The organism is Salinibacterium sp. SWN167 (genome assembly GCF_015864665.1).
Lineage (GTDB): Bacteria > Actinomycetota > Actinomycetes > Actinomycetales > Microbacteriaceae > Rhodoglobus.
Genome location: NZ_JADYWU010000001.1, coordinates 1,683,282 through 1,702,760 on the forward strand (window position 1 = coordinate 1,683,282; position 19,479 = coordinate 1,702,760).

A 19,479-nucleotide genomic window follows, 5' to 3' on the forward strand; every position below is an offset into this window, starting at 1 on the left:
TTACTGCACTCCGCGGATGGGCGGGTTGTGGAACGTGCCACCGAAAGCTCGCTCTGACGCGCCAGCGCGATCGAGGTAAGGCGTAACACCACCCATTTGGAACGGGTATCCCGCACCGAGGATGAGACACAGGTCGATGTCTTCTGCTGCGGCAACTACGCCGTCTTCGAGCATCCGGTGAATCTCATCGGCCAGGCCATCTTCGATGCGGATCTGAAGTTCCTCAGCCGTCATTGGGGATGTTCCACCCTTGACAATCTCTACGGCTTTCTTGGAGACGCCCTTCGACTTGCCCTTGCTGTCGCGGTCGAAAATGAATCCGAGCTCGGCTAGTTTGTGCAAGTTTTTGCTCTCGAAGAAACGCTCAGGGAACGCCGCGTGGTGAGTATCGAGCACGTGGGCTCCCACCTTGAGGCCAACCAACTCGAGCAGCTCAAACGGTGTCATCGGCAGGCCGAATGGGCGAGTCGATTCTTCGACAACCTCAAACGGGGTTCCGGTGTCGACAGCGTGCATGGCCTCGCCGAGAACCTTGGCGAGAATACGGTTCACCACAAAACCAGGAGTATCCGTCGTGATTACTGCATTTTTGCGCAGATTCTTTGCGGTAACCATAGCTGTCGCGAGCGTCTCGTCGTTGGTGTGCGGCGTTTTCACAACCTCAATCAGCGGCATTACGGCCACGGGGTTGAAGAAGTGGAAGCCCACGACACGCTCAGGATGCTTGAGCTTGGCGCCGATCTGCTCCACGGAGAGTGAAGAGGTGTTTGTGGCCAAAATGGTTTCGTCAGAGATGAATTGTTCTACCTCGGCGAAGACGGCCTGCTTGGCGCCGAGTTCTTCGTAGATTGCTTCGATCACCCAGTCGCAGTCAGCGAAGTCAGCCTTGTTGGTTGTTCCCGTGACGAGTGCCTTGAGACGGTTGGTGTCGTCGGAGGAGAGGCGACCCTTCTCGTGCAGCTTGTCGATCTCTGCGTGGATCGCTGTGACGCCGGCATCCGTCGCGGTCTGGTCGAGGTCAGTAATGACCACCGGAACCTGCAGACGACGGACGAACAGCAACGCAAATTGACGCGCCATGAGACCTGCGCCGATGACGCCCACCTTGGTGACGGGGCGAGCGAGCTCCTTGTCGGGGGCTCCCGCCGGACGCTTGGCGCGCTTCTGCACCAGGTTGAACGCGTAGATGCTGGCCTGGAATTGGTCACCCGAGATCATGTCGGCCAGAGCATTGTCTTCTGCCTCGAAACCCGTCTTCTTGTCGGTGTTCTTGGCGGCTTTCAGCAGCGCGAGAGCGGCGTAGGGAGACTTAGCAACGCGGCCGATGCGGTTAGCCAACATCTTGTCGGCGATGCCGATAGCGACATCCCACTTCACCGTGCGTTCGATCTTGCCCGGCTCGTTCTTGCGCTTAACCTTCGTGGTGCCGGCGATGACTCCGTCGGCCCAGCGGATTGAGTCTTCCAGGAAGTTTGCGGGGCCAAACATGGCGTCCGCGATGCCGAGCTCAAAAGCCTCAGGACCCTTGAGCATCCGGTTGTTCTTCAGTGGGTTCTCAATTACAACCTTGAGGGCGTTTTCGATGCCAATCAGGTTGGGCAACAACCATGCGCCACCCCAGCCGGGAATCAGGCCGAGGAAGACCTCAGGAAGAGCGAAGGCGGGAACCGAGCTATCGATGGTGCGGTAGTCAGCATTGAGGGGGATCTCAACACCACCACCAAGTGCAAGTCCGTTGACGAATACGAATGATGGCACGCCAAGCTCGCTGAGCTTACCGAGCGCCCAGTGGCCCAACTGAGCCATCTGCTTGCCGGTCTCGCGGTCAGGAATCTCGCTGACCTTCGAGAGATCAGCCCCGGCCGCGAAAATGAAGGGCTTGCCCGTGACGGCGACACCGTGGATTTCGCCAGCAGCGGCGCGTTCTTTTTGCTCGTCGAGCACCTTCGCAAACTCGAGCAGAGTTGCCGGGCCGAGTGTATTCGGGCGGGTGTGGTCTTTGCCGTTGTCGAGAGTGATGAGGGCGAGCGTGCGGCCAGCGGAGAGCGGCACATCGCGAACGAAGGAGTGGGTAATTACCTCGTCTTTAGCGAGGTCCGAAAGACGTGCAAACTGTTCGGTCATGGCTACTTTGCTCCCTTGTAGTTCGGGTTTTCCCAAATGACGGATCCACCCTGGCCGAGACCAACGCACATCGCGGTGAGGCCGAACTGCACCTCAGGGTGCTGCTCGAATTGGGCGGCAAGCTGGATCATCAGGCGAACACCTGACGATGCGAGGGGGTGGCCCATGGCGATAGCGCCGCCCCACTGGTTGACGCGAGGATCTTCGTCGTCAATTCCGAAGTGATCGAGCAACGACAGCACCTGAACCGCGAAAGCTTCGTTGAGTTCGAAAAGGCCGATGTCGTTGATCGTCAAGCCGGCCTTGCGGAGCGCCTTCTCTGTTGAAGGGATCGGGCCGATTCCCATGATCTCTGGTTCCACGCCGGCGTAGGCGAAACTCACCATGCGCATCTTGGGCTTTAAGCCGAACTCGCGTGCGGCATCCCCGCTGGCGATGATGCTGGCGGTTGCACCGTCGTTCAGGCCGGACGCGTTGCCGGCGGTGATGCGTCCGTGTGAACGGAAGGGCGTCTTGAGCGCTGCGAGGCCCTCAAGAGTTGTTTCGGGGCGCAGGCCCTCGTCGCGGGTCGCCAATCCCCAGCCAGCTTCGCTCTTAGTGGCGACCGAGATGAGGTCGGGCTGGATGTTGTTGGCTTCGTACGCCGCATTGGCTCGCTGCTGGCTGCGCAGTGCGAATGCGTCGGAGCGCTCCTTGGTGAGCTGCGGGAAACGGTCGTGCAGTTTCTCGGCCGTGTTGCCCATGTTGAGGGCTTCGGGATCAACGAGCTTCTCAGAGAGGAAGCGGGGGTTGGGGTCAACGCCCGAACCCATCGGGTGATGACCCATGTGCTCCACGCCTCCGGCGATGGCGAGGTCGTACGCGCCGAACGCGATTCCACCAGCCACATTCGTGACGGCCGTCATAGCGCCGGCGCACATGCGATCGATCGCATAGCCGGGAACGGACTTCGGTAGACCGGCTAGCATCGCGGCGCTGCGACCGATCGTGAGACCTTGATCTCCGGTCTGAGTTGTTGCCGCAATGGCTACTTCGTCGAAGCGATCCTTGGGGATCTGGGGATTCCGCTCCAGCACGCCGATCATCGCCTTGACGACGAGGTCATCGGCTCTGGTATTCCAGAACATGCCCTTCTCGCCTGCACGTCCAAACGGAGTACGGACTCCATCTACGAATACAATCTCAGTTTCCTTGGCCACAATGCCTCCACTAAATCCTTGGATGTAGAACTGATCCTAGGTGGGGGAGATTAGCGTGGGGAATCCTTTGATTGTTCCTACGACTTGGTGTCGTTCGAGTCCTCAGGAGTTTGGTTGGCTTCGACAAAGGCTTCGGCGATTGACTGTGCAGATACGTCAAGTTGCCACTGGCGAGCGCCGAGCGCTGTGAGAGCGTCCGAGATGCTTTCGAGCGTGATTTCTGCGGGCGGATTCCACGCCACCCGCCGCAAGTGATCAGGGGTCAGCAGATTCTCAATAGGGATAGACATCTCTTCGGAGAACTCCGCCATGATGGCGCGAGCAGCCTTGAGGCGACGATCTGCTGCGGGATTCTTGTCCGACCACACCCGCGGTGGCGGAAGCGTGTCGCTGGCTACTCGCGATGCAGGAACGTCAGTAGACGCCAGCCCTGCCAAAATGGCCTGCCACCAGCGATCAATCTGCGTCCGGCTTGCGCGACCGCTGAATTCTCGAAGGCTCGACAATTCGCGCTTTGACTCGGGCAATAGCTTGGCGGCGGCCAACAGGGCGCCGTCGGGCACGAGCCGTCCTGGGGCGGTATCGACTTCTTGAGCGTAAGCATCCCGTGCAAGCCACAACTCTCGTGCCACAGCCAAGTTTTTACCGCCGCGAATTGAATGAACCCCGCTGAGGCGGCGCCACGGTTCGGCGCGCACATGGCTCAAGTCGCGAGCAAGAACTGATTCGAACTCTTGACGCGCAATGTCGCCCTTGCCATCGCCTTCCAGAACATCGCCGAGCGCTTCGCGGAGATCAACGAGCAACTCAACATCGAGGGCGGCATAGACGAGCCACGACTGAGGAAGGGGCCGTGTAGACCAGTCCGCTGACGAATGCTCCTTCGCGAGATGGATGCCTAACAGATGTTCAACGACAGTGCCGAGTCCCACGCGGGGGAGGCCGGCGATGCGCGCACCCAGTTCGGTGTCGAACAAGCGCGTCGGATGGAGGCCAACTTCACGCAAGCAGGTGAGGTCTTGCGTGGCCGCGTGCAGAATCCACTCTTCCGCTGCAATGACGTCGTTCAGTTCGCTGAAGTCACCAATGGCGGGGGGATCGAAGAGGAAGGTGCCAGCCCCGCGGCGGAAAATCTGGATGAGGTACGCGCGCTGAGAGTAGCGGTAACCGCTTGCTCGTTCGGCATCGATTCCGATGGGGCCGTGACCGGCAGCAATGGCTGCCACGGCGGCAAGATATTCGTCCCGATCGTCAATGACGTCAACGGGAACATGAGGGGCTTGGGTAGCGTGCGACTCGCCCTCAGGGGCTGCACTGTCGGTGGCGCTACTCACGTCCAGCTCTACGGGCCGACAACATAGTGACTCCTTCATTCGTGGGAGGAAGTCCGGCAAGCATGCAGACTAACTCGCTCCAGCCTTCCACATGTGCGGCAATATCGAGGTCTTGGGGGCTCCATGACGCTCGAAGTTCGATTTGTGCGCCATCCGGCTGGGACTCGAGTTCACCAAATCCGGTGGACAGGATGCGGGTTGCTGTTCCCGATACTTGGTCGTACTGTGCGTTTCGACTATCGAGCGCATCCACGAGCCACGACCACGTGACTTCGCTGAGGAACTGGTCGACACCGATCTCCGGCTCGAGCGGAGCTTGAGCGAAACAGATGATGCGAAATTCGCCGTCCCAGGCCTCGGGAGACGCCGGGTCATACAGAAGTACGAAGCGGCCAGTGCCGAGATCGGAGTCTTCGCCATGGCGGGAAGGCGTAACATCCGCAGCAAGAGCAAACGACCAAGGAGCGATCTGCGTTGGTGCTGAAATCTCAGTAATCGCGAGCTCAGGGCGCAAAGTCGCAGCACGAAGCGACTCAACCGCTGAAGCAAATGCCGCGGGTGGTGTTGGTCCAGCTGGCGAATCGGGCACGACTGAAGATTAGGCTTTACGAGAACGATCGCTAGTGAGGCACGCCGCGCTAGGGCGGCTGCGAGACGGAGGTTTTGATATGCGGGCACGGGATCGCTTGCGCATTGTTGCCGGAGTCGCCGGCGGAGTCGCGATCGGTGCGGCCGCTATCGCCGCACTCGGTCTCGTGGCTGGGGCGGTACTCTCGGTCTTTGTCGCCCGTCGCGTGGTAACTCCTCCCGGACGAGCCGACAGCAATCTGCGGATTCTTGCGGTCGGGGAGTCGACGATTGTGTTGTCCTCAGCGGAAGAGAGTCGAGCACCAGGGCGCTTCAGCCTATGGTTTGCCGACGAAACGGGTCTCGCCCGCATCGGGCCTGTGGTTTCTCAGGGAGCGCAGTGGGTTGCGCGGGAGCTGATCGACGTTGAAACCGGTGTCCCGCATCCGGGAGACAACGCGCGCACGAGCGGATGGTTTTATCTGACGCCGGCTGGACTGGGACTTGAATTCTCTGAGGTGCAGATTCAGACAGAGTTGGGATTCGCGCCGGCCTGGCTCATTCCCGCACCTTCCCCGAGCACGACGTGGGCCATCCACATTCACGGTCGAGGTGTGCAGCGGCCAGAAACGGTTCGGGCGCTTGGCGAGTTTTACGATGCCGGAATCACTTCTCTGTCGATTTCGTACCGCAACGACACTGAGGCGCCGGATTCGCTGGACGGGCGCTACGGGTTGGGTTCTACCGAGTATCGCGATGTCGACGCAGCGATCGCGTACGCCCGCTCTGCGGGTGCCGAGCGCATTATTCTCATGGGCTGGTCGATGGGTGGTGCAACCGCGCTTCACACTCTGATCCGCTCTCGCTTCCGCGACATGATTATCGGGCTAGTGCTCGACTCTCCAGTGATTGCGTGGGGGCCGACCATCAAGTTGCAAGGCGATTTGAATCGAATTCCCGCAATGATTCCCCGGGCTGCGGTGGCAGTACTGGGCAGCGACCAAGCTCAACTTCTCGTGGGCACGGCACACCCGCTCGACTTCGACACACTCAACTTTGTTGATCGTGCAGAAGAATTAGACCGCCCCATTTTGCTCATGCACAGCGACGACGACGGATATGTTCCGGTTGACCCCTCGCGAGCGCTAGCCGAAGCTCGGCCCGATATTGTCACTTACGAAGAGTTTGACACCGCGGGCCACACGAGACTGTGGAACTACGACAGCGAGCGGTGGCTCTTAGCGATTCGCACGTGGCTTGCGCTCCAATTGAGCACGGATGCCGGCCCCGAAGAGTCCGACGTCGCCTAGAGCTCGCAAACCGCAGGAGGTCGAGCAATCCCCGGCGACTCTCGAGAATCGATAAAGCAGGCTTAGACGACGCTCTTCAGGCGGATCTGTCGTTTCGCACGCGCCAGCATGCCCGTCATTCCGCGCAGTCGCAGTGGGCTCACGGCCTTAGCGAGACCCAGCGATTGGGGGTAGTCGTCGGAGAGTTCAAGTACTTCGTTGCTGCTGAGCCCGGACAATCCTTGCGCCAAGATCGACGCGAAGCCACGAGTAGTCGGCGCTTCCGGTGGCGCCGTCGCATACATATGAACGATGTCGTTCTCGACTTCAATAAAGATGAAAACGGGAGACTGACATTCCTCAACCCGCTCAAAGAGATCGGGGTGGTCACGGTACCGCTCAGGCAGCTCAGGGAGCTCGTTAGCGAACTCAAGCAGGAGTTGCAGCCGATCCCTCAGCTCAAGCTCCAGAAAGTCGTCACGAATCTCGGCCAACTGGGTAGGGATCTGCTGCTCACTCACCACTTCAGTCTAACGGGACGGTACGTCACCGGGTTCAGTGCCCACGGTGATCGGAACAGCGACCAAGGAACCCCACTCGGTCCACGATCCGTCGTAGTTGCGCACGTTCTCAAAGCCCATCAAGTAGTTCAGTACGAACCAAGTGTGGCTCGAACGCTCACCGATGCGGCAATAAGCCACTACTTGGTCGCCGTCCTTGAGCCCAGCGCCATCACGGTAGATCGCGTTGAGTTCATCGAGAGGGCGGAAGGTGCCATCTTCTGCAACGGCCTTTGACCACGGCACACTCTGTGCGCTCGGGATGTGACCGGCACGCAGAGCGCCTTCTTCAGGGTAGGCAGGAGCGCTTGTGCGTTCTCCGCTGTACTCCTCGGGAGAGCGGACATCGATCAGTGGGTTTCCCAAGTGGGCGAGCACGTCGTCACGGAATGCACGAATCACGGAATCGTCGCGCTCAATGATCGGGTACTCGGTGGGCGTCGGAGTGGGGACCTCAAGCGTGTACTCGCGACCATCCGCTTCCCACTTGGCGCGGCCTCCATCCAAGAGTCGTACGTCTTCGTGGCCAAACAGGGTGAATACCCACAGTGCGTAGGCTGCCCACCAGTTGGTTTTGTCGCCATAGATGACGACCGTGGTGTCGCGAGCAATGCCGCTGCGTGACATGAGCTCGGCAAATTCTTCGCCATTGATGTAATCGCGGGTGACCGGGTCGTTGAGGTCCGTGTGCCAGTCGATCTTGACGGCGGTGCGAATATGACCGGTTTCATAGAGCAGCACGTCTTCGTCAGATTCCACTACAACGAGACCGGGCTTGCCGAGTCGTTCTTCAAGCCAGTCTGCAGTGACCAATCGTTCCGGGTGCGAGAACTCAGCAAATTGCGGGGCTGGGTCGTTTTCGATAGTCATAGCTACCTCCGATTGTGGGTGGAAAAACTGGTGTGGGCTTCAAACTAAGCTTGATGGGTCCCTTGCCCAAGAAATTACGCATTCGCCGCTGATTACACCGCGTTGCCGTAAGACTGCGAAAAATAACCGAGGCTGAGAATGAGCGCTACTGCGCCTACGACTCCTGAGCGTCTAGTCGATCGTATCCCGTCGTTGACCGGAGCGCAGATGCTTGCCGAACTTGTGCCACCCCGCCAGTTCACCGGTGCGACTTTGGAGTCGTATCGTCCCGACCGCGACTACCCGTCACAGGGGGCTGCCGTAGCAGCGATGCGGCACTTTCTGACCAGTGCGCAGAAGGCAAAACTCTTCTCGCGGAAGAAAATACCGGTGGCAAAGCCGGGTGTCTACCTCGACGGTGGATTTGGCGTAGGCAAGACCCACTTGCTGGCAGCGCTCTGGCATCAGACGGCGGGCCGAAAGTACTTTGGTACGTTCATCGAGTACACGGCTTTGGTCGGCGCCGTCGGCTACGCACCGGCTGTTCAGCTTCTCAAAGGGGCAACGCTTGTCTGCATTGACGAGTTCGAACTAGACGATCCGGGCGATACACGTCTTATTTCTCGACTGCTTTCAGAGCTTGTTGCATCCGGAACCAAAATTGCGGCAACATCTAATACTCCGCCCAATGCCCTTGGCGAGGGGCGTTTTGCGGCCCAAGACTTCATGCGCGAAATTGACTCCCTCGCAGCCAAGTTTGAGACGATCCGAATTGATGGCCTCGACTACCGCCGACGCGATACTGGTGCGCATGCCGTAGCGGTCGACGATGCGGCTGCTGCAATCTCTGCTGTGTCGGGCGTCGTCACCCTGGACTCATTCGATGGTGTGCTCAAGCACTTGGCCGGCGTGCATCCCTCGCGCTACGTCAAGCTGATCGAAGGTATCGACGCGATTGCGCTGACCGGCGTGCATGAGTTCACAAATCAGACCGATGCGTTGCGTTTCGTGGCCTTTGTCGACCGCCTCTACGACGCCCAGATCCCGGTGTACGCCGAGGGAACCCCGCTGGATGCGGTTTTCCCCGAGGATATGCTCAACGGGGGATACAGCAAGAAGTATCTCCGAGCAGTTTCGCGCCTTATCGCTCTCACCTCTAACAACGCCTAGTACGATTCGCTGTATCGCGGCGGCATGTCACGATCCGGGCGGTTTAGGGGAATCTGAGCGGTAACTGTCGAGCTGGGGAGGCTAGCGGTGGTCGGAGATGGAACAGCAGCAGCCATCGGTGTCGTAGCGCTCGTCCTGCTGTTTTTCTCGCTCGTTCTTCTGTACTCGAGCACTCTTCCGGCGGTCACATGGCGGCGTCTCGTTCTGGAGTCTCTGGCTTGCGCCGTGCCCGGAGCCGTGGCGTGGACATTGATCATTCCGGCATTGGGCATAAGTCTTCGACTGGTCATGATGCCTTCGCTGGCAGCCTTGGGCGCCGTGTGTTGTTTTCTCGTCACGCTCGTCTCCCGAAGCTCGGGAGCCTCTCTCGTCCGAAGCGTCATCTTCAGCTGTTTCTGGGCGGTAGGCGTCTACGTTCCGATCGCCGTGCGCACTTTCGAGCCATTCGGCACGATTACCCCGTTCGGGTTGAATCCCATCGACCACGGTGGCGCTCTCGTCATGAGCGTTGCTGTAGGCGCGAGCATGTTGGCGGTGCTGGTCGTAGAACGACACTCTCTCATCCGTGGTGCTCGAATGACCCTGCCGGTGCCCCTCGGGGTCGCCGCCCTTGTCGGGGTTGTCTTCTCCTGGCTCCTGTGGCTCGTAGGCGCCGAATTTGCGCTCGATGATGTTGTCGGTCTCATCGTCACCAACGGCGCTGTCAGCGCGGTTTTTGGCGTGATCGGGTGGGTGACGGTACAGCTGATCAACCATGGGGTTGTCGCGCTCAGGTCCTTGGCGGGGGGTGGCGTCAGCGGTCTCATCGCTGTCAGCGCCGGCGCTCCGCTTTTCACGCCGGTTTCAGCTGCGGTTGCGGGGTTGATCGCTGGAGCTGTTGCGTGCGCGTTCACGGTTCGAAAGGGTTCGCCGCTGGGGAACCAACTTCGTTTTCTGGTCAACGCTCATTTGATGGGCGGGAGCATTGGCGTGGTTTCGCTTGGCGTGCTCGCGACCGGGTCGGGGTTTCTGTTCACGGGGCAGACCTACATCGTCGAGCAACAGTTCCTGAGTGTTATTGCCACTGCCAGCTACGCCTTCGTGGTGTCGTCAGTCTTCTGGTGGTTGCTAGGCCGGATCAGGAGTGGCGTTGGCGGACGTCGGCCGCGCATCCTCTCCCAGCGCTGAACGCGTCAGGAGTGTTGCGCCAGCGAGTGCGGCAGGCATCGCTACGACCGCACCTAGAGGGATCAGAAACACCAGATAGGTGGCAGCTCCGAAGCCCACTGCGCGGGCGCGAGTGCCGCGAAGAGCGCGCCGCCGTGCAGTGAGGTGTATGCCACGGGCCTCAAACGGGATGTTGCCCAATTCGACGACGAGAAGCCAGCCACCGAGAAGGGCGCCGGCGGTCGCGGCGACAGCAGAGCCAACTACGGGGATGAAGCCGAGCGCAAGGACAAGAATGGCCAACCCGACTGTGGGGATCAGTACTCGAATACCTTCCCCGATACCGCGCCGAAAGTCCTTCCAGAAGCCGAGGGGCTGCTGCGCTGGGGGAGCGCCGTTGATAGCGTCGACGTGCGCGGAGATCTTTCGGTAGAACGCGTCCCCCACCATCAGCGTCGTTGTCGTATACGTATTGACAACAATCAAGATGCTGGCAAGCACCACCGCTAAACCCGCAGCGAGCTGAGTTGCAGTCTGCGCGAGCTCTCCCCAGTCATTGGCGAACGGCGTCAAAAAGCTGGCCACCGACTGGATGTTCGCAAACAACGTGACGAGCACGGCAATCGCGATGACACCGACGATTGCTGCTGGCACCATGCCAAGCAACATGAGGCGAGGTGCCGTAATCCAAATTCGGAAACCTCGAAACAGAAAACTTGCACCAACGAAGAACTCGCGGATGACTGAAGGGCGTCTCTGCGAGGGAATGGCCATGAACCAAGGTTACTGGGCGAACGGTGCCAATTCGCCCGTCACAACAGGCTTGTTGGCTACCCTGATGGGGCATTATTCGGTGGGCGATACCGGACTCGAACCGATGACCTCTTCCGTGTGAAGGAAGCGCGCTACCAACTGCGCCAATCGCCCGCAGATCAATCTTCGCATATCTCGACGACACGCTCGCCACCGAATTGGAACTTCGCGCACTCTTCGTATACAGTCATCTAGCACGCGAAAACGGGTAACCGAATAGCTTGTAAATGCGGATGTGGCGCAGTGGTAGCGCATAACCTTGCCAAGGTTAGGGTCGCGAGTTCGAATCTCGTCATCCGCTCAAGTGGGAAGTGTCAGCCTCGCTGGCACTTTCCATGTGCGGTGGAGTGGCCGAGAGGCGAGGCAGCGGCCTGCAAAGCCGTATACGCGGGTTCAAATCCCGTCTCCACCTCGTAATGAGTGTTTTACGTAACTAAATAGCATGAGCGATTGGCGCAGCGGTAGCGCGCTTCCCTGACACGGAAGAGGTCGCTGGTTCGATCCCAGTATCGCTCACAGATGAAGCCCCGGTTCGCCGGGGCTTCTGCTTTTTAACCCGTTAGGCGTGCGGGTTTCAGCGTGGCACCCCCTAGCGGCCAGAGAATGCGCGACGATAGGGCCATGGGGAAAATCGGGGAACCATCGCAGCAAAGTGAAGCTTTTGTCCAGCTCTTGCTCGATGAAGGGCTCGCAACCCACAGCCAAATCGCGGAAGCACGCGCTGTTAAAGCCCGCTCGGGTGTTCACATCGACCAAACGCTCGCCAGTCGCGGCCACCTCGATGACGCAACATTGGTGGACGTGATATCGCGAGTGTGGAACATTGAGCGAGCGCCGATGTCTGAGGTAGATGGTGACTTCGCCCGCCAATGGAGTGGACAGCTCTACATTGCCGAGAACTGGATGCCACTCCGCGAGCTGACTGACGGTCGTGCGCTTGTTGCGACGGCCCGTGTTCCGGATGAGGAGCGCAGCGAGCGGATCGCAGCCGCACTGGGGCGAGACGTCGTTTTTGTCGCGGCGACATCCGCCCAGATTTGGCACACGATCCTCGACGTTTTTGGGCCGCTGATCGCTGATCAGGCCGCGAATGAGTTGTGGAACCGCAACCCGGTGTTGTCGGCCCGCACGGTTGCGTCACGTGGCCAAAAAATTGGGTTCATCCTTTTGCTGATCGTCTTTGTGGTTGCTTTGGTTCTCTGGCCGGCGATCACAGTGATCTCGCTCATCGCAATAACGAGCCTGGTATTTCTCGCCGGCACAGCTTTCAAGTTCTTTATCTCTTTGCGCGGAGCACGTTTCGATCTAGTCGAACGAGTCTCCGATCGCGAGGTCGAAGAACTCAATGACGATGACCTGCCGCGATACACGGTGCTTGTGCCGGTCTTCAAAGAGGCAAATATCGTCGCTCAGCTCGTCAAGAATCTCGGCGATATCGATTGGCCGACAAATCGGCTTGAGGTTTTCGTGTTGATTGAAGAATCGGACGATGAGACGAGGGCCGCGTTCGAAGCCAGTTCCCCTCCCGATCATTTTCAGATCATCACGATTCCCGCAGGCCATCCCCAGACGAAGCCGCGTGCGTGCAACGTCGGGCTATTTTTTGCCACGGGGGACTACCTCGTCATTTTTGATGCCGAAGATACTCCGGAACCTGACCAGCTCAAGAAGGCGTATATCTCCTTCCAGCGTGGCGGAGAGAAGACGGTCTGTGTTCAGGCCGCGTTGAACTATTTCAACTCGCGCGAAAATATTTTGACCCGGATGTTCTCGCTCGAGTACGGCTACTGGTTCGACTACATGTTGTCTGGCCTTGATTCGCTCGACCTTCCCATCCCACTTGGCGGCACCTCGAATCATTTCCGCACTGAGGCCCTCAAGAGCCTGGGCGGGTGGGATCCGTACAACGTCACCGAAGACGCCGATCTGGGCATTCGGGCGAGTGCCCTCGGCTACCGGGTCGGTGTGGTTAATTCAGCAACGATGGAAGAAGCCAACAAGTCGATTCCCAACTTTATCCGGCAGCGTAGTCGGTGGATCAAGGGCTACATGCAGACGACTCTCGTGCATGCGCGTCGGCCCGTAGCCCTCTTGAGGGAGATCGGCTTCTGGCGTTTCTGCAGTTTCGTCTTGCTCATCGCGGGCACTCCAGCAACCTTCTTGGGGGTGCTGCCGTTTTATATCCTCACGGTGCTTTCGCTCGTGCTCCCCACCGAGCTTGTCGGGCAGTTCTTTCCTGTCTGGTTGCTGTGGGTGTGCTTCCTTAACTTCATCATCGGCAGCTCGATCATGGTGTATTTGTCGATGATGGGGCCCTATAAACGGGGAACATTCGCGCTCGTTCCTTGGGCGCTACTGAATCCCTTGTACTGGATTCTGCACTCGATCGCGTCCTACAAGGCGCTCTGGCAGCTCATCACGAAACCGCACTACTGGGAGAAGACGGAGCATGGCCTGACGAGCCAGACCAATCATGAGTGAGCCGCTGACGAACACGCGGGCGCTTCGTATCGCGACCCGACCTCCACGGACTCGCCTCGATGTTTGGCCGCGACGAACTCATCGCCGCTGGCTGCTCCGTGGCATCTTCGCTCTTCCCTACGTCATCTTCGCGGTCGTCGTGTCAGCGCTGGGAGCGACGGACTCCCCGAACGCCACGCTTGTTGCGCGAGCTACCCAGATCGATTGGGAGCGGGCAGATGCCCAATGGTTGGGAGAGATCTTCCCGCCCATCAGCACCTTGCTCGCGGCATTTGTGCCTGGTGGGGCGCTGACGCTTTCGATTATCGGAGCGCTGAGCGCCGGAGTCTTCCTGCAGAAGCTCATTGAGATCATGGTGCAGCGGCGCTTCGCGCGATCGACGATCGTTATTCTCATGATGGCCCTCGCGCTTAACCCCCTCTTTTTCTACAACGCGACGCAAAACTACGCAGCCTTTCTGGGGCTTCTTCTTTTCGGGCTTGGACTGTCACACATCGTGAGATTTGTGACGTGGGGTAACACAGAGTCTGGTTTTCGCGTCGGAATCTACTTCATGGTCGCGGTGCTCACCGATGTGACAGCACTCGTTTACGTCACTGCTGCGGCGCTCTCCGCGCCTATCCTTCGCCATCGTCGAGTGGGAGTAGTTGGCGCTCGACGGGCAAACGCGCTCGTCATCCTTTATCCCGCCGTCTCCGCGCTCATTTCCCTCGCCGTTCTCAACGCTCTCTTTCTTGGGCGTCCTTTCGCCGGGGCCACTCAGTCGGCGTTTACTGGATTCGGCGATCGACTCGTTGTCGTTGGCCAATTCTTTAGCACTACTGAGGGCCTATTCGTGATTGCACCCCTCGTCAGTGCATGGCTGGTTGCGCTCATTGTTCGCAGGCCCGGTGCGATCATTATTTCGACCCTTGTTTTTGCTGCCTTTATCGTCGGGTTCGCCCTCGGACTCTTGCCTAACGGCTCCACTGGAAATATTTTCATGGCGATGACGCTTCTCGCTATCGCCCTTATCCCCACTGCTCGAAGCGCCAGGGGAACGCTGATGATCTCGCTCGTGGGGGTTTTGCAACTCCTGATTGGGTGGGCCAACGCGCTTACCAGTACGGCGCTTGCTCTGTGGGCGAGCCAAATCTTTGGCGGCTAGAGCATTTAGTGACGCGGGGTTGTCGGTATCGCCACTAAAGTTATTGTGTGAGTAAGACTGGATTCGACCTATTTACCGACCGCAACGTCGTCGCCATGCGCGTCAACGGTGAGTTGAAAGACCTCGCCTCGACGGTGACCGACACGGATGAGGTCGACGCCGTCACTATCGACTCGCCCGACGGACTCAACATCCTTCGCCATTCAGCGGCACACGTCGCAGCGCAGGCTGTTCAGACGATCAATCCTGCGGCGAAGCTGGGTATCGGCCCGCCGGTGACTGACGGTTTCTACTACGACTTTGATGTCGAAGAACCGTTTACGCCCGAAGACCTGAAGGCGATCAGCAAGGCGATGGATCGCATCATTCGTCAGGGGCAGCGCTTTCAGCGACGCGTTGTAACAGAAGCTGAAGCTCGTGCAGAGCTCGCGGACGAGCCATACAAACTTGAACTCATTGGTCTTAAAGGCGCCGTCGCCGAGGGTGATGCGGATGCCGACAACGAATCGGTCGAGGTCGGCGGTGCCGAACTCACCATCTATGACAACGTCGACGGCAAAACGGGCGAGGTTTACTGGAAAGACCTCTGCCGCGGACCGCACCTGCCGAATACCCGCATGATCGGTAACGGCTGGTCGCTCACGCGTACCGCCGCAGCCTACTGGCGTGGTTCTGAGAAGAACAAACAGCTCCAGCGTGTGTATGGCACTGCGTGGCCGACGAAAGACGAGCTTCGTGAATACCAAGCTCGTCAAGAGGAAGCGCTCAAGCGCGACCATCGCAAGCTTGGTGCTGAGCTAGACCTGTTCTCCTTCCCCGACGAAATCGGTTCGGGTCTCGCTGTGTTCCACCCCAAGGGCGGAATCATTCGTCACGAGATGGAGAACTATTCGCGCACGCGTCACCTGCAGGAGGGCTACTCGTTCGTCAACACTCCTCACATCACCAAGGCGGCGTTGTTCGAGACCTCCGGTCACTTGGGTTGGTACAAGGACGGCATGTTCCCGCCGATGCACCTCGATGAGGGCCGCAACGAAGAGGGCGAGATCACTCGTCAGGGCGCTGACTACTACCTCAAGCCCATGAACTGCCCAATGCACATCCTGATTTACAAGTCGAGCGGACGCTCGTACCGTGACTTGCCGATGCGCCTCTTTGAGTTCGGCACCGTGTACCGCAATGAAAAGTCTGGTGTTATTCACGGCCTCACGCGTGTTCGCGGCCTCACTATGGACGACGCGCACATTTTCACTACCAAGGAGGGGATGAAGGAGGAGCTGACCAACACCCTCAACTTCGTTCTTTCCTTGCTGCGCGACTACGGTCTCACCGACTTCTATCTCGAACTGTCAACGAAAGATCCTGAGAAGTACGTCGGTGATGACGACGTGTGGGACGAAGCGACGCAAACCCTCGCTGAGGTTGCAGCCGAGTCCGGTCTGGAACTTGTTCCTGACCCGGGTGGTGCGGCCTTCTATGGCCCCAAGATCTCTGTTCAGGCTCGCGACGCCATCGGACGTACGTGGCAGATGTCTACCGTGCAGCTCGACTTCAACCTTCCGGAGCGTTTCGAGCTCGAATACACGGCGGCGGATGGTTCACGCCAACGCCCCGTGATGATCCACCGTGCACTGTTCGGCTCGATTGAGCGCTTCTTTGGAGTGCTCACCGAGCACTATGCCGGCGCGTTCCCTGTCTGGCTGTCGCCGGTCCAGGTTGTCGGCATCCCGGTTGCTGAAGCTTATGAAGAGTACCTGGGCGGCGTTATCGATCAGCTCAAGGCGCTCGGCGTTCGCGCCGAGCTAGATGACTCGAGTGAGCGCATGCAGAAGAAGATCCGCACTCACACGAAGTCGAAGATCCCGTTCCAGCTCATTGCTGGAGAACAGGATCAGGCTGCCGGTTCAGTGAGCTTCCGCTTCCGTGATGGAACTCAGGAGAATGGCATTCCAATTGCGGATGCGGTTACGCGCATCACTGACGCGATCGCGACGCGAGCGCAGGTTTAGTTCGTGCGCGACTACGACGGTTCGGAGTTGCCTGCGGGGGAGTCGAGTTCTGACTTCGCCGCGGTGCCCGACGCCTTTCAGCGACTCTGGACACCGCATCGTATCGCCTACATCCTGGATCAGTCGCAGCCTGACAAGGACGACTGCCCCTTCTGCGTTGCGCCGACCCTTGACGACGAGAAGGCGCTTATTGTCGCGCGCGGTGAGCACGCTTTCGTTCTGCTCAACCTCTTCCCCTATAACAGCGGCCATCTCTTGGTGTGCCCCTATCGGCACGTGCCCTTGTACGACGAGGCGACGAATGAGGAGACTGCCGAGATCGCGTCACTCACTCAGACAGCGATGCGAGTGCTCCGTGAAACGTCGAAGGCTCACGGTTTCAATATCGGGATGAATCAGGGTGCGCTAGCTGGCGCCGGCATCGCCAACCACCTCCATCAGCATGTTGTTCCGCGGTGGGCAACTGACTCGAACTTCTTCCCGATTGTGGCCGGCACCAAAGCAATTCCGCGCCTGCTCGGTGAGGTTCGAGATGAGCTCGCGAAGGCGTGGCCGACGAACCACTGAGTTCAAATTGGCTGCATTCTTTTGATGTCCCCGGTCGTAGCGTTGAAGCTATGAGCGAGAACACTTCATCCAACGAATCGGGTACGAGCCGCGTCAAGCGCGGACTGGCAGAAATGCTCAAGGGCGGCGTCATCATGGATGTCGTCAACGCTGAGCAGGCAAAGATCGCGGAGGATGCCGGCGCCGTTGCCGTCATGGCTCTCGAGCGCGTTCCTGCCGACATCCGTTCGCAGGGTGGCGTTGCTCGCATGAGTGACCCCGACCTCATTGACGGAATCATCGACGCAGTGTCTATCCCCGTGATGGCCAAGGCCCGAATCGGACACTTCGTTGAAGCTCAGGTTCTTCAGGCGCTCAAGGTCGACTACATCGACGAGTCCGAGGTGCTGAGCCCCGCCGACTACGTCAACCACATCGATAAGTGGAACTTCGACGTTCCTTTCGTGTGTGGCGCAACCAACCTTGGCGAGGCGCTTCGTCGCATCACCGAGGGCGCTGCGATGATCCGCTCGAAGGGCGAGGCAGGCACGGGCGACGTCTCTGAGGCGACCAAACACATCCGCACCATCAAGGGTCAGATCAACGAACTGCGCTCGAAGTCTGCTGACGAACTGTACGTTGCGGCCAAGGAACTTCAGGCTCCCTATGAGCTCGTGCGTGAAATCGCGGAGTCGGGAAAGCTTCCCGTTGTACTCTTCACTGCTGGCGGCGTAGCGACTCCCGCCGATGCTGCTCTCATGATGCAACTCGGTGCCGATGGAGTGTTCGTCGGGTCCGGAATCTTCAAGTCGGGTAACCCGGCTCAGCGCGCTGCCGCAATTGTGAAGGCGACGACCTTCTTCGACGACCCGAGCGTGATCGCTGCTGCTTCGCGCGGACTTGGTGAGGCCATGGTTGGCATCAACGTGTCTGACCTTGCTGCTCCCCACCGTCTCTCTGAGCGTGGCTGGTAGTCAGCTGGTCGATCAGCTCCCTATCGGAGTACTAGCTCTTCAAGGTGACTTTCGTGAACACCTCGCTGTGCTTGAGTTGCTGGGCGAAACCGCAATCGCGGTCAAAACCCCTCAGCAGCTTGAGCATATTGCTGGACTCATCATTCCCGGCGGAGAGTCGAGCGTGATCGACAAGCTCTCTCGTCTCTATGGGCTGTATGACCCGATACGCGAAGCGATTGCGGGCGGACTTCCGGTCTATGGCACGTGTGCGGGGCTGATCATGCTGGCTGACACTGTGCTCGATTCGATCGACGGGCAACGGTCTTTTGGCGGGCTGGATGTCGTGGTGCGCCGTAACGCGTTCGGGTCACAGACTGACTCCTTCGAGACAGACATCCGCGTTCCAGAGTTGGGCGATGTGCCCGTGCACGCGATATTCATTCGGGCCCCGGTAGTGGAATCCGTGGGGGCGAAAGCACGAGCAATTGCCACGCTCGACGACGGCAGAATTGTGGCTGTTGAGCAGGGGAACGTTCTCGGAACGTCATTTCATCCAGAGATCACCGGCGACACTCGTTTTCACGAGTACTTTATTTCTCGCGTGCGCGCCAGCGGATAGATCCTGCATCATGGGGGAATGCAACTGTATGCAGATCACCCCGCCCGCAGAGCTCGCCAGGTCACGGTCGACGTGCTTTCGCTTGCTTTTATCGTTGTGTGGATTGCGATTGCCGTGTGGATCTATCAACTCATCGCAGCCTTCCAGCAGCTTGGTGTCCAGATGCAGGATGCCGGTGCCGGTTTTCGGTCGACGATGGTGGAACTAGGGGACACCCTCGGCGCCGTTCCCTTGATCGGATCCGGCATCCGCACCCCATTTGATGGCGCGAGCGATGCCGGAGCTGCATTGGAGGCCGCAGGCCAGAGTCAGCAGGAGACCGTTCTGGCTGCGGCAACGTTAGTTGGAGTGTTTATCGGTGTGGTTCCGGTTGTGCTGATTTTGCTCGTCTGGTTGCTGCCGCGGGCTCGCTTCGCGGTACGCGCTAATGAAGCTAGGAAGCTTCTCGCCACTCCCGGTGGCGCCGATTTGCTTGCGCTTCGGGCGCTCGGCTCGCAGAATTTGACGGCTTTGTCTCAGGTCTCTGCGCACCCGGCCGCCGAGTGGCGGGCAGGAAATACCACGACCGTTGCGCTGCTAGCCCAACTCCAATTGAGCGAGCTCGGCGTGCGCACGAGAGTCGATCGGTCGTAGGGCGGGGATTCGCGCACGCGAGACTGCTCAAGGCCGG

At 59.2% G+C, this 19,479-nt stretch carries 17 protein-coding genes and 4 tRNA genes; 13 read left to right on the top strand and 8 right to left on the bottom strand.

The window, feature by feature from the left end; genetic code table 11:
- The 4 genes from I6E60_RS08025 to I6E60_RS08040 all read right to left on the bottom strand — a co-directional run bounded on the left by I6E60_RS08025 (position 1) and on the right by I6E60_RS08040 (position 5,246).
- The gene (locus I6E60_RS08025; protein ID WP_197179638.1) at positions 1-2,124 is read right to left on the bottom strand and encodes a 3-hydroxyacyl-CoA dehydrogenase NAD-binding domain-containing protein; all 2,124 of its coding nucleotides are present in this window, start codon (positions 2,122-2,124) and stop codon (positions 1-3) included.
- A 2-nt stretch (positions 2,125-2,126) separates the two neighbouring features.
- Entirely contained in the window at positions 2,127-3,323 is a 1,197-nt protein-coding gene (locus tag I6E60_RS08030; protein ID WP_197154456.1) for a thiolase family protein, read from the bottom strand.
- Between the two features lie 77 nt (positions 3,324-3,400).
- On the bottom strand, positions 3,401-4,657 hold the full coding sequence (locus tag I6E60_RS08035; protein ID WP_307784428.1) for an HRDC domain-containing protein: 1,257 nt from the start codon (positions 4,655-4,657) through the stop codon (positions 3,401-3,403).
- Entirely contained in the window at positions 4,650-5,246 is a 597-nt protein-coding gene (locus I6E60_RS08040; protein WP_197124539.1) for a DUF3000 domain-containing protein, read from the bottom strand. Before I6E60_RS08040 ends, I6E60_RS08035 begins: the two co-directional genes overlap by 8 nt.
- A 79-nt stretch (positions 5,247-5,325) precedes the next feature.
- Between I6E60_RS08040 and I6E60_RS08045 the strand changes: the two genes are divergently transcribed.
- Positions 5,326-6,534 carry a S9 family peptidase gene (locus I6E60_RS08045; protein ID WP_197179640.1) on the top strand — a complete coding sequence of 403 codons (1,209 nt, stop codon included), beginning with the start codon at positions 5,326-5,328 and terminating at the stop codon, positions 6,532-6,534.
- 62 nt (positions 6,535-6,596) lie between these two features.
- On the opposite strand, the gene I6E60_RS08050 is transcribed toward I6E60_RS08045, so the two are convergent.
- Together I6E60_RS08050 and I6E60_RS08055 are read right to left on the bottom strand one after the other, a co-directional pair.
- Positions 6,597-7,034 (bottom strand): SufE family protein, encoded by a 438-nt coding sequence (locus I6E60_RS08050; RefSeq protein ID WP_197124543.1) that lies wholly within the window; start codon positions 7,032-7,034, stop codon positions 6,597-6,599.
- 9 nt (positions 7,035-7,043) lie between these two features.
- Positions 7,044-7,943, bottom strand: coding sequence for a sulfurtransferase (locus I6E60_RS08055; RefSeq protein ID WP_197124545.1), 900 nt, complete (start codon positions 7,941-7,943; stop codon positions 7,044-7,046).
- A 138-nt stretch (positions 7,944-8,081) separates the two neighbouring features.
- On the opposite strand from I6E60_RS08055, the gene zapE reads away from it, so the two are divergent.
- Entirely contained in the window at positions 8,082-9,092 is a 1,011-nt protein-coding gene (gene zapE, locus I6E60_RS08060; protein WP_197124547.1) for a cell division protein ZapE, read from the top strand.
- A gap of 87 nt (positions 9,093-9,179) precedes the next feature.
- Positions 9,180-10,259, top strand: coding sequence for an ammonium transporter (locus I6E60_RS08065; RefSeq protein ID WP_197179642.1), 1,080 nt, complete (start codon positions 9,180-9,182; stop codon positions 10,257-10,259).
- Here I6E60_RS08065 and I6E60_RS08070 read toward each other — a convergent pair.
- The gene (locus tag I6E60_RS08070) at positions 10,200-11,012 is read right to left on the bottom strand and encodes an EI24 domain-containing protein (RefSeq protein ID WP_197179644.1); all 813 of its coding nucleotides are present in this window, start codon (positions 11,010-11,012) and stop codon (positions 10,200-10,202) included. The genes I6E60_RS08065 and I6E60_RS08070 overlap by 60 nt on opposite strands.
- Before the next feature lie 80 nt (positions 11,013-11,092).
- A tRNA-Val gene (locus I6E60_RS08075) sits at positions 11,093-11,165 on the bottom strand.
- Between the two features lie 115 nt (positions 11,166-11,280).
- Between I6E60_RS08075 and I6E60_RS08080 the strand changes: the two genes are divergently transcribed.
- From I6E60_RS08080 to I6E60_RS08125, 10 genes are all read left to right on the top strand, one after another.
- Positions 11,281-11,352: transfer RNA gene (locus I6E60_RS08080), tRNA-Gly, on the top strand.
- Between the two features lie 40 nt (positions 11,353-11,392).
- Positions 11,393-11,463, top strand: a tRNA-Cys gene (locus tag I6E60_RS08085).
- A gap of 32 nt (positions 11,464-11,495) precedes the next feature.
- A tRNA-Val gene (locus tag I6E60_RS08090) sits at positions 11,496-11,567 on the top strand.
- Positions 11,568-11,672: 105 nt separating this feature from the next.
- On the top strand, positions 11,673-13,532 hold the full coding sequence (locus I6E60_RS08095) for a glycosyltransferase (RefSeq protein WP_231601165.1): 1,860 nt from the start codon (positions 11,673-11,675) through the stop codon (positions 13,530-13,532).
- Positions 13,525-14,679, top strand: coding sequence for a hypothetical protein (locus I6E60_RS08100; protein WP_197124554.1), 1,155 nt, complete (start codon positions 13,525-13,527; stop codon positions 14,677-14,679). The genes I6E60_RS08095 and I6E60_RS08100 overlap by 8 nt, the downstream gene beginning before the upstream one ends.
- Positions 14,680-14,774: 95 nt before the next feature.
- Positions 14,775-16,688, top strand: a complete 1,914-nt coding sequence (gene thrS, locus I6E60_RS08105) for a threonine--tRNA ligase (protein WP_231601417.1) — start codon at positions 14,775-14,777, stop codon at positions 16,686-16,688.
- Positions 16,689-16,691: 3 nt separating this feature from the next.
- Positions 16,692-17,255, top strand: a complete 564-nt coding sequence (locus I6E60_RS08110; RefSeq protein WP_197179646.1) for an HIT domain-containing protein — start codon at positions 16,692-16,694, stop codon at positions 17,253-17,255.
- 50 nt (positions 17,256-17,305) lie between these two features.
- On the top strand, positions 17,306-18,208 hold the full coding sequence (pdxS, locus tag I6E60_RS08115; RefSeq protein ID WP_197154443.1) for a pyridoxal 5'-phosphate synthase lyase subunit PdxS: 903 nt from the start codon (positions 17,306-17,308) through the stop codon (positions 18,206-18,208).
- The gene (pdxT, locus tag I6E60_RS08120) at positions 18,198-18,809 is read left to right on the top strand and encodes a pyridoxal 5'-phosphate synthase glutaminase subunit PdxT (RefSeq protein ID WP_307841799.1); all 612 of its coding nucleotides are present in this window, start codon (positions 18,198-18,200) and stop codon (positions 18,807-18,809) included. The genes pdxS and pdxT overlap by 11 nt, the downstream gene beginning before the upstream one ends.
- A gap of 18 nt (positions 18,810-18,827) precedes the next feature.
- Positions 18,828-19,442: a hypothetical protein gene (locus I6E60_RS08125; protein ID WP_197124563.1), complete on the top strand. Its 615-nt coding sequence runs from the start codon at positions 18,828-18,830 to the stop codon at positions 19,440-19,442.
- Positions 19,443-19,479: the final 37 nt, after the last annotated feature.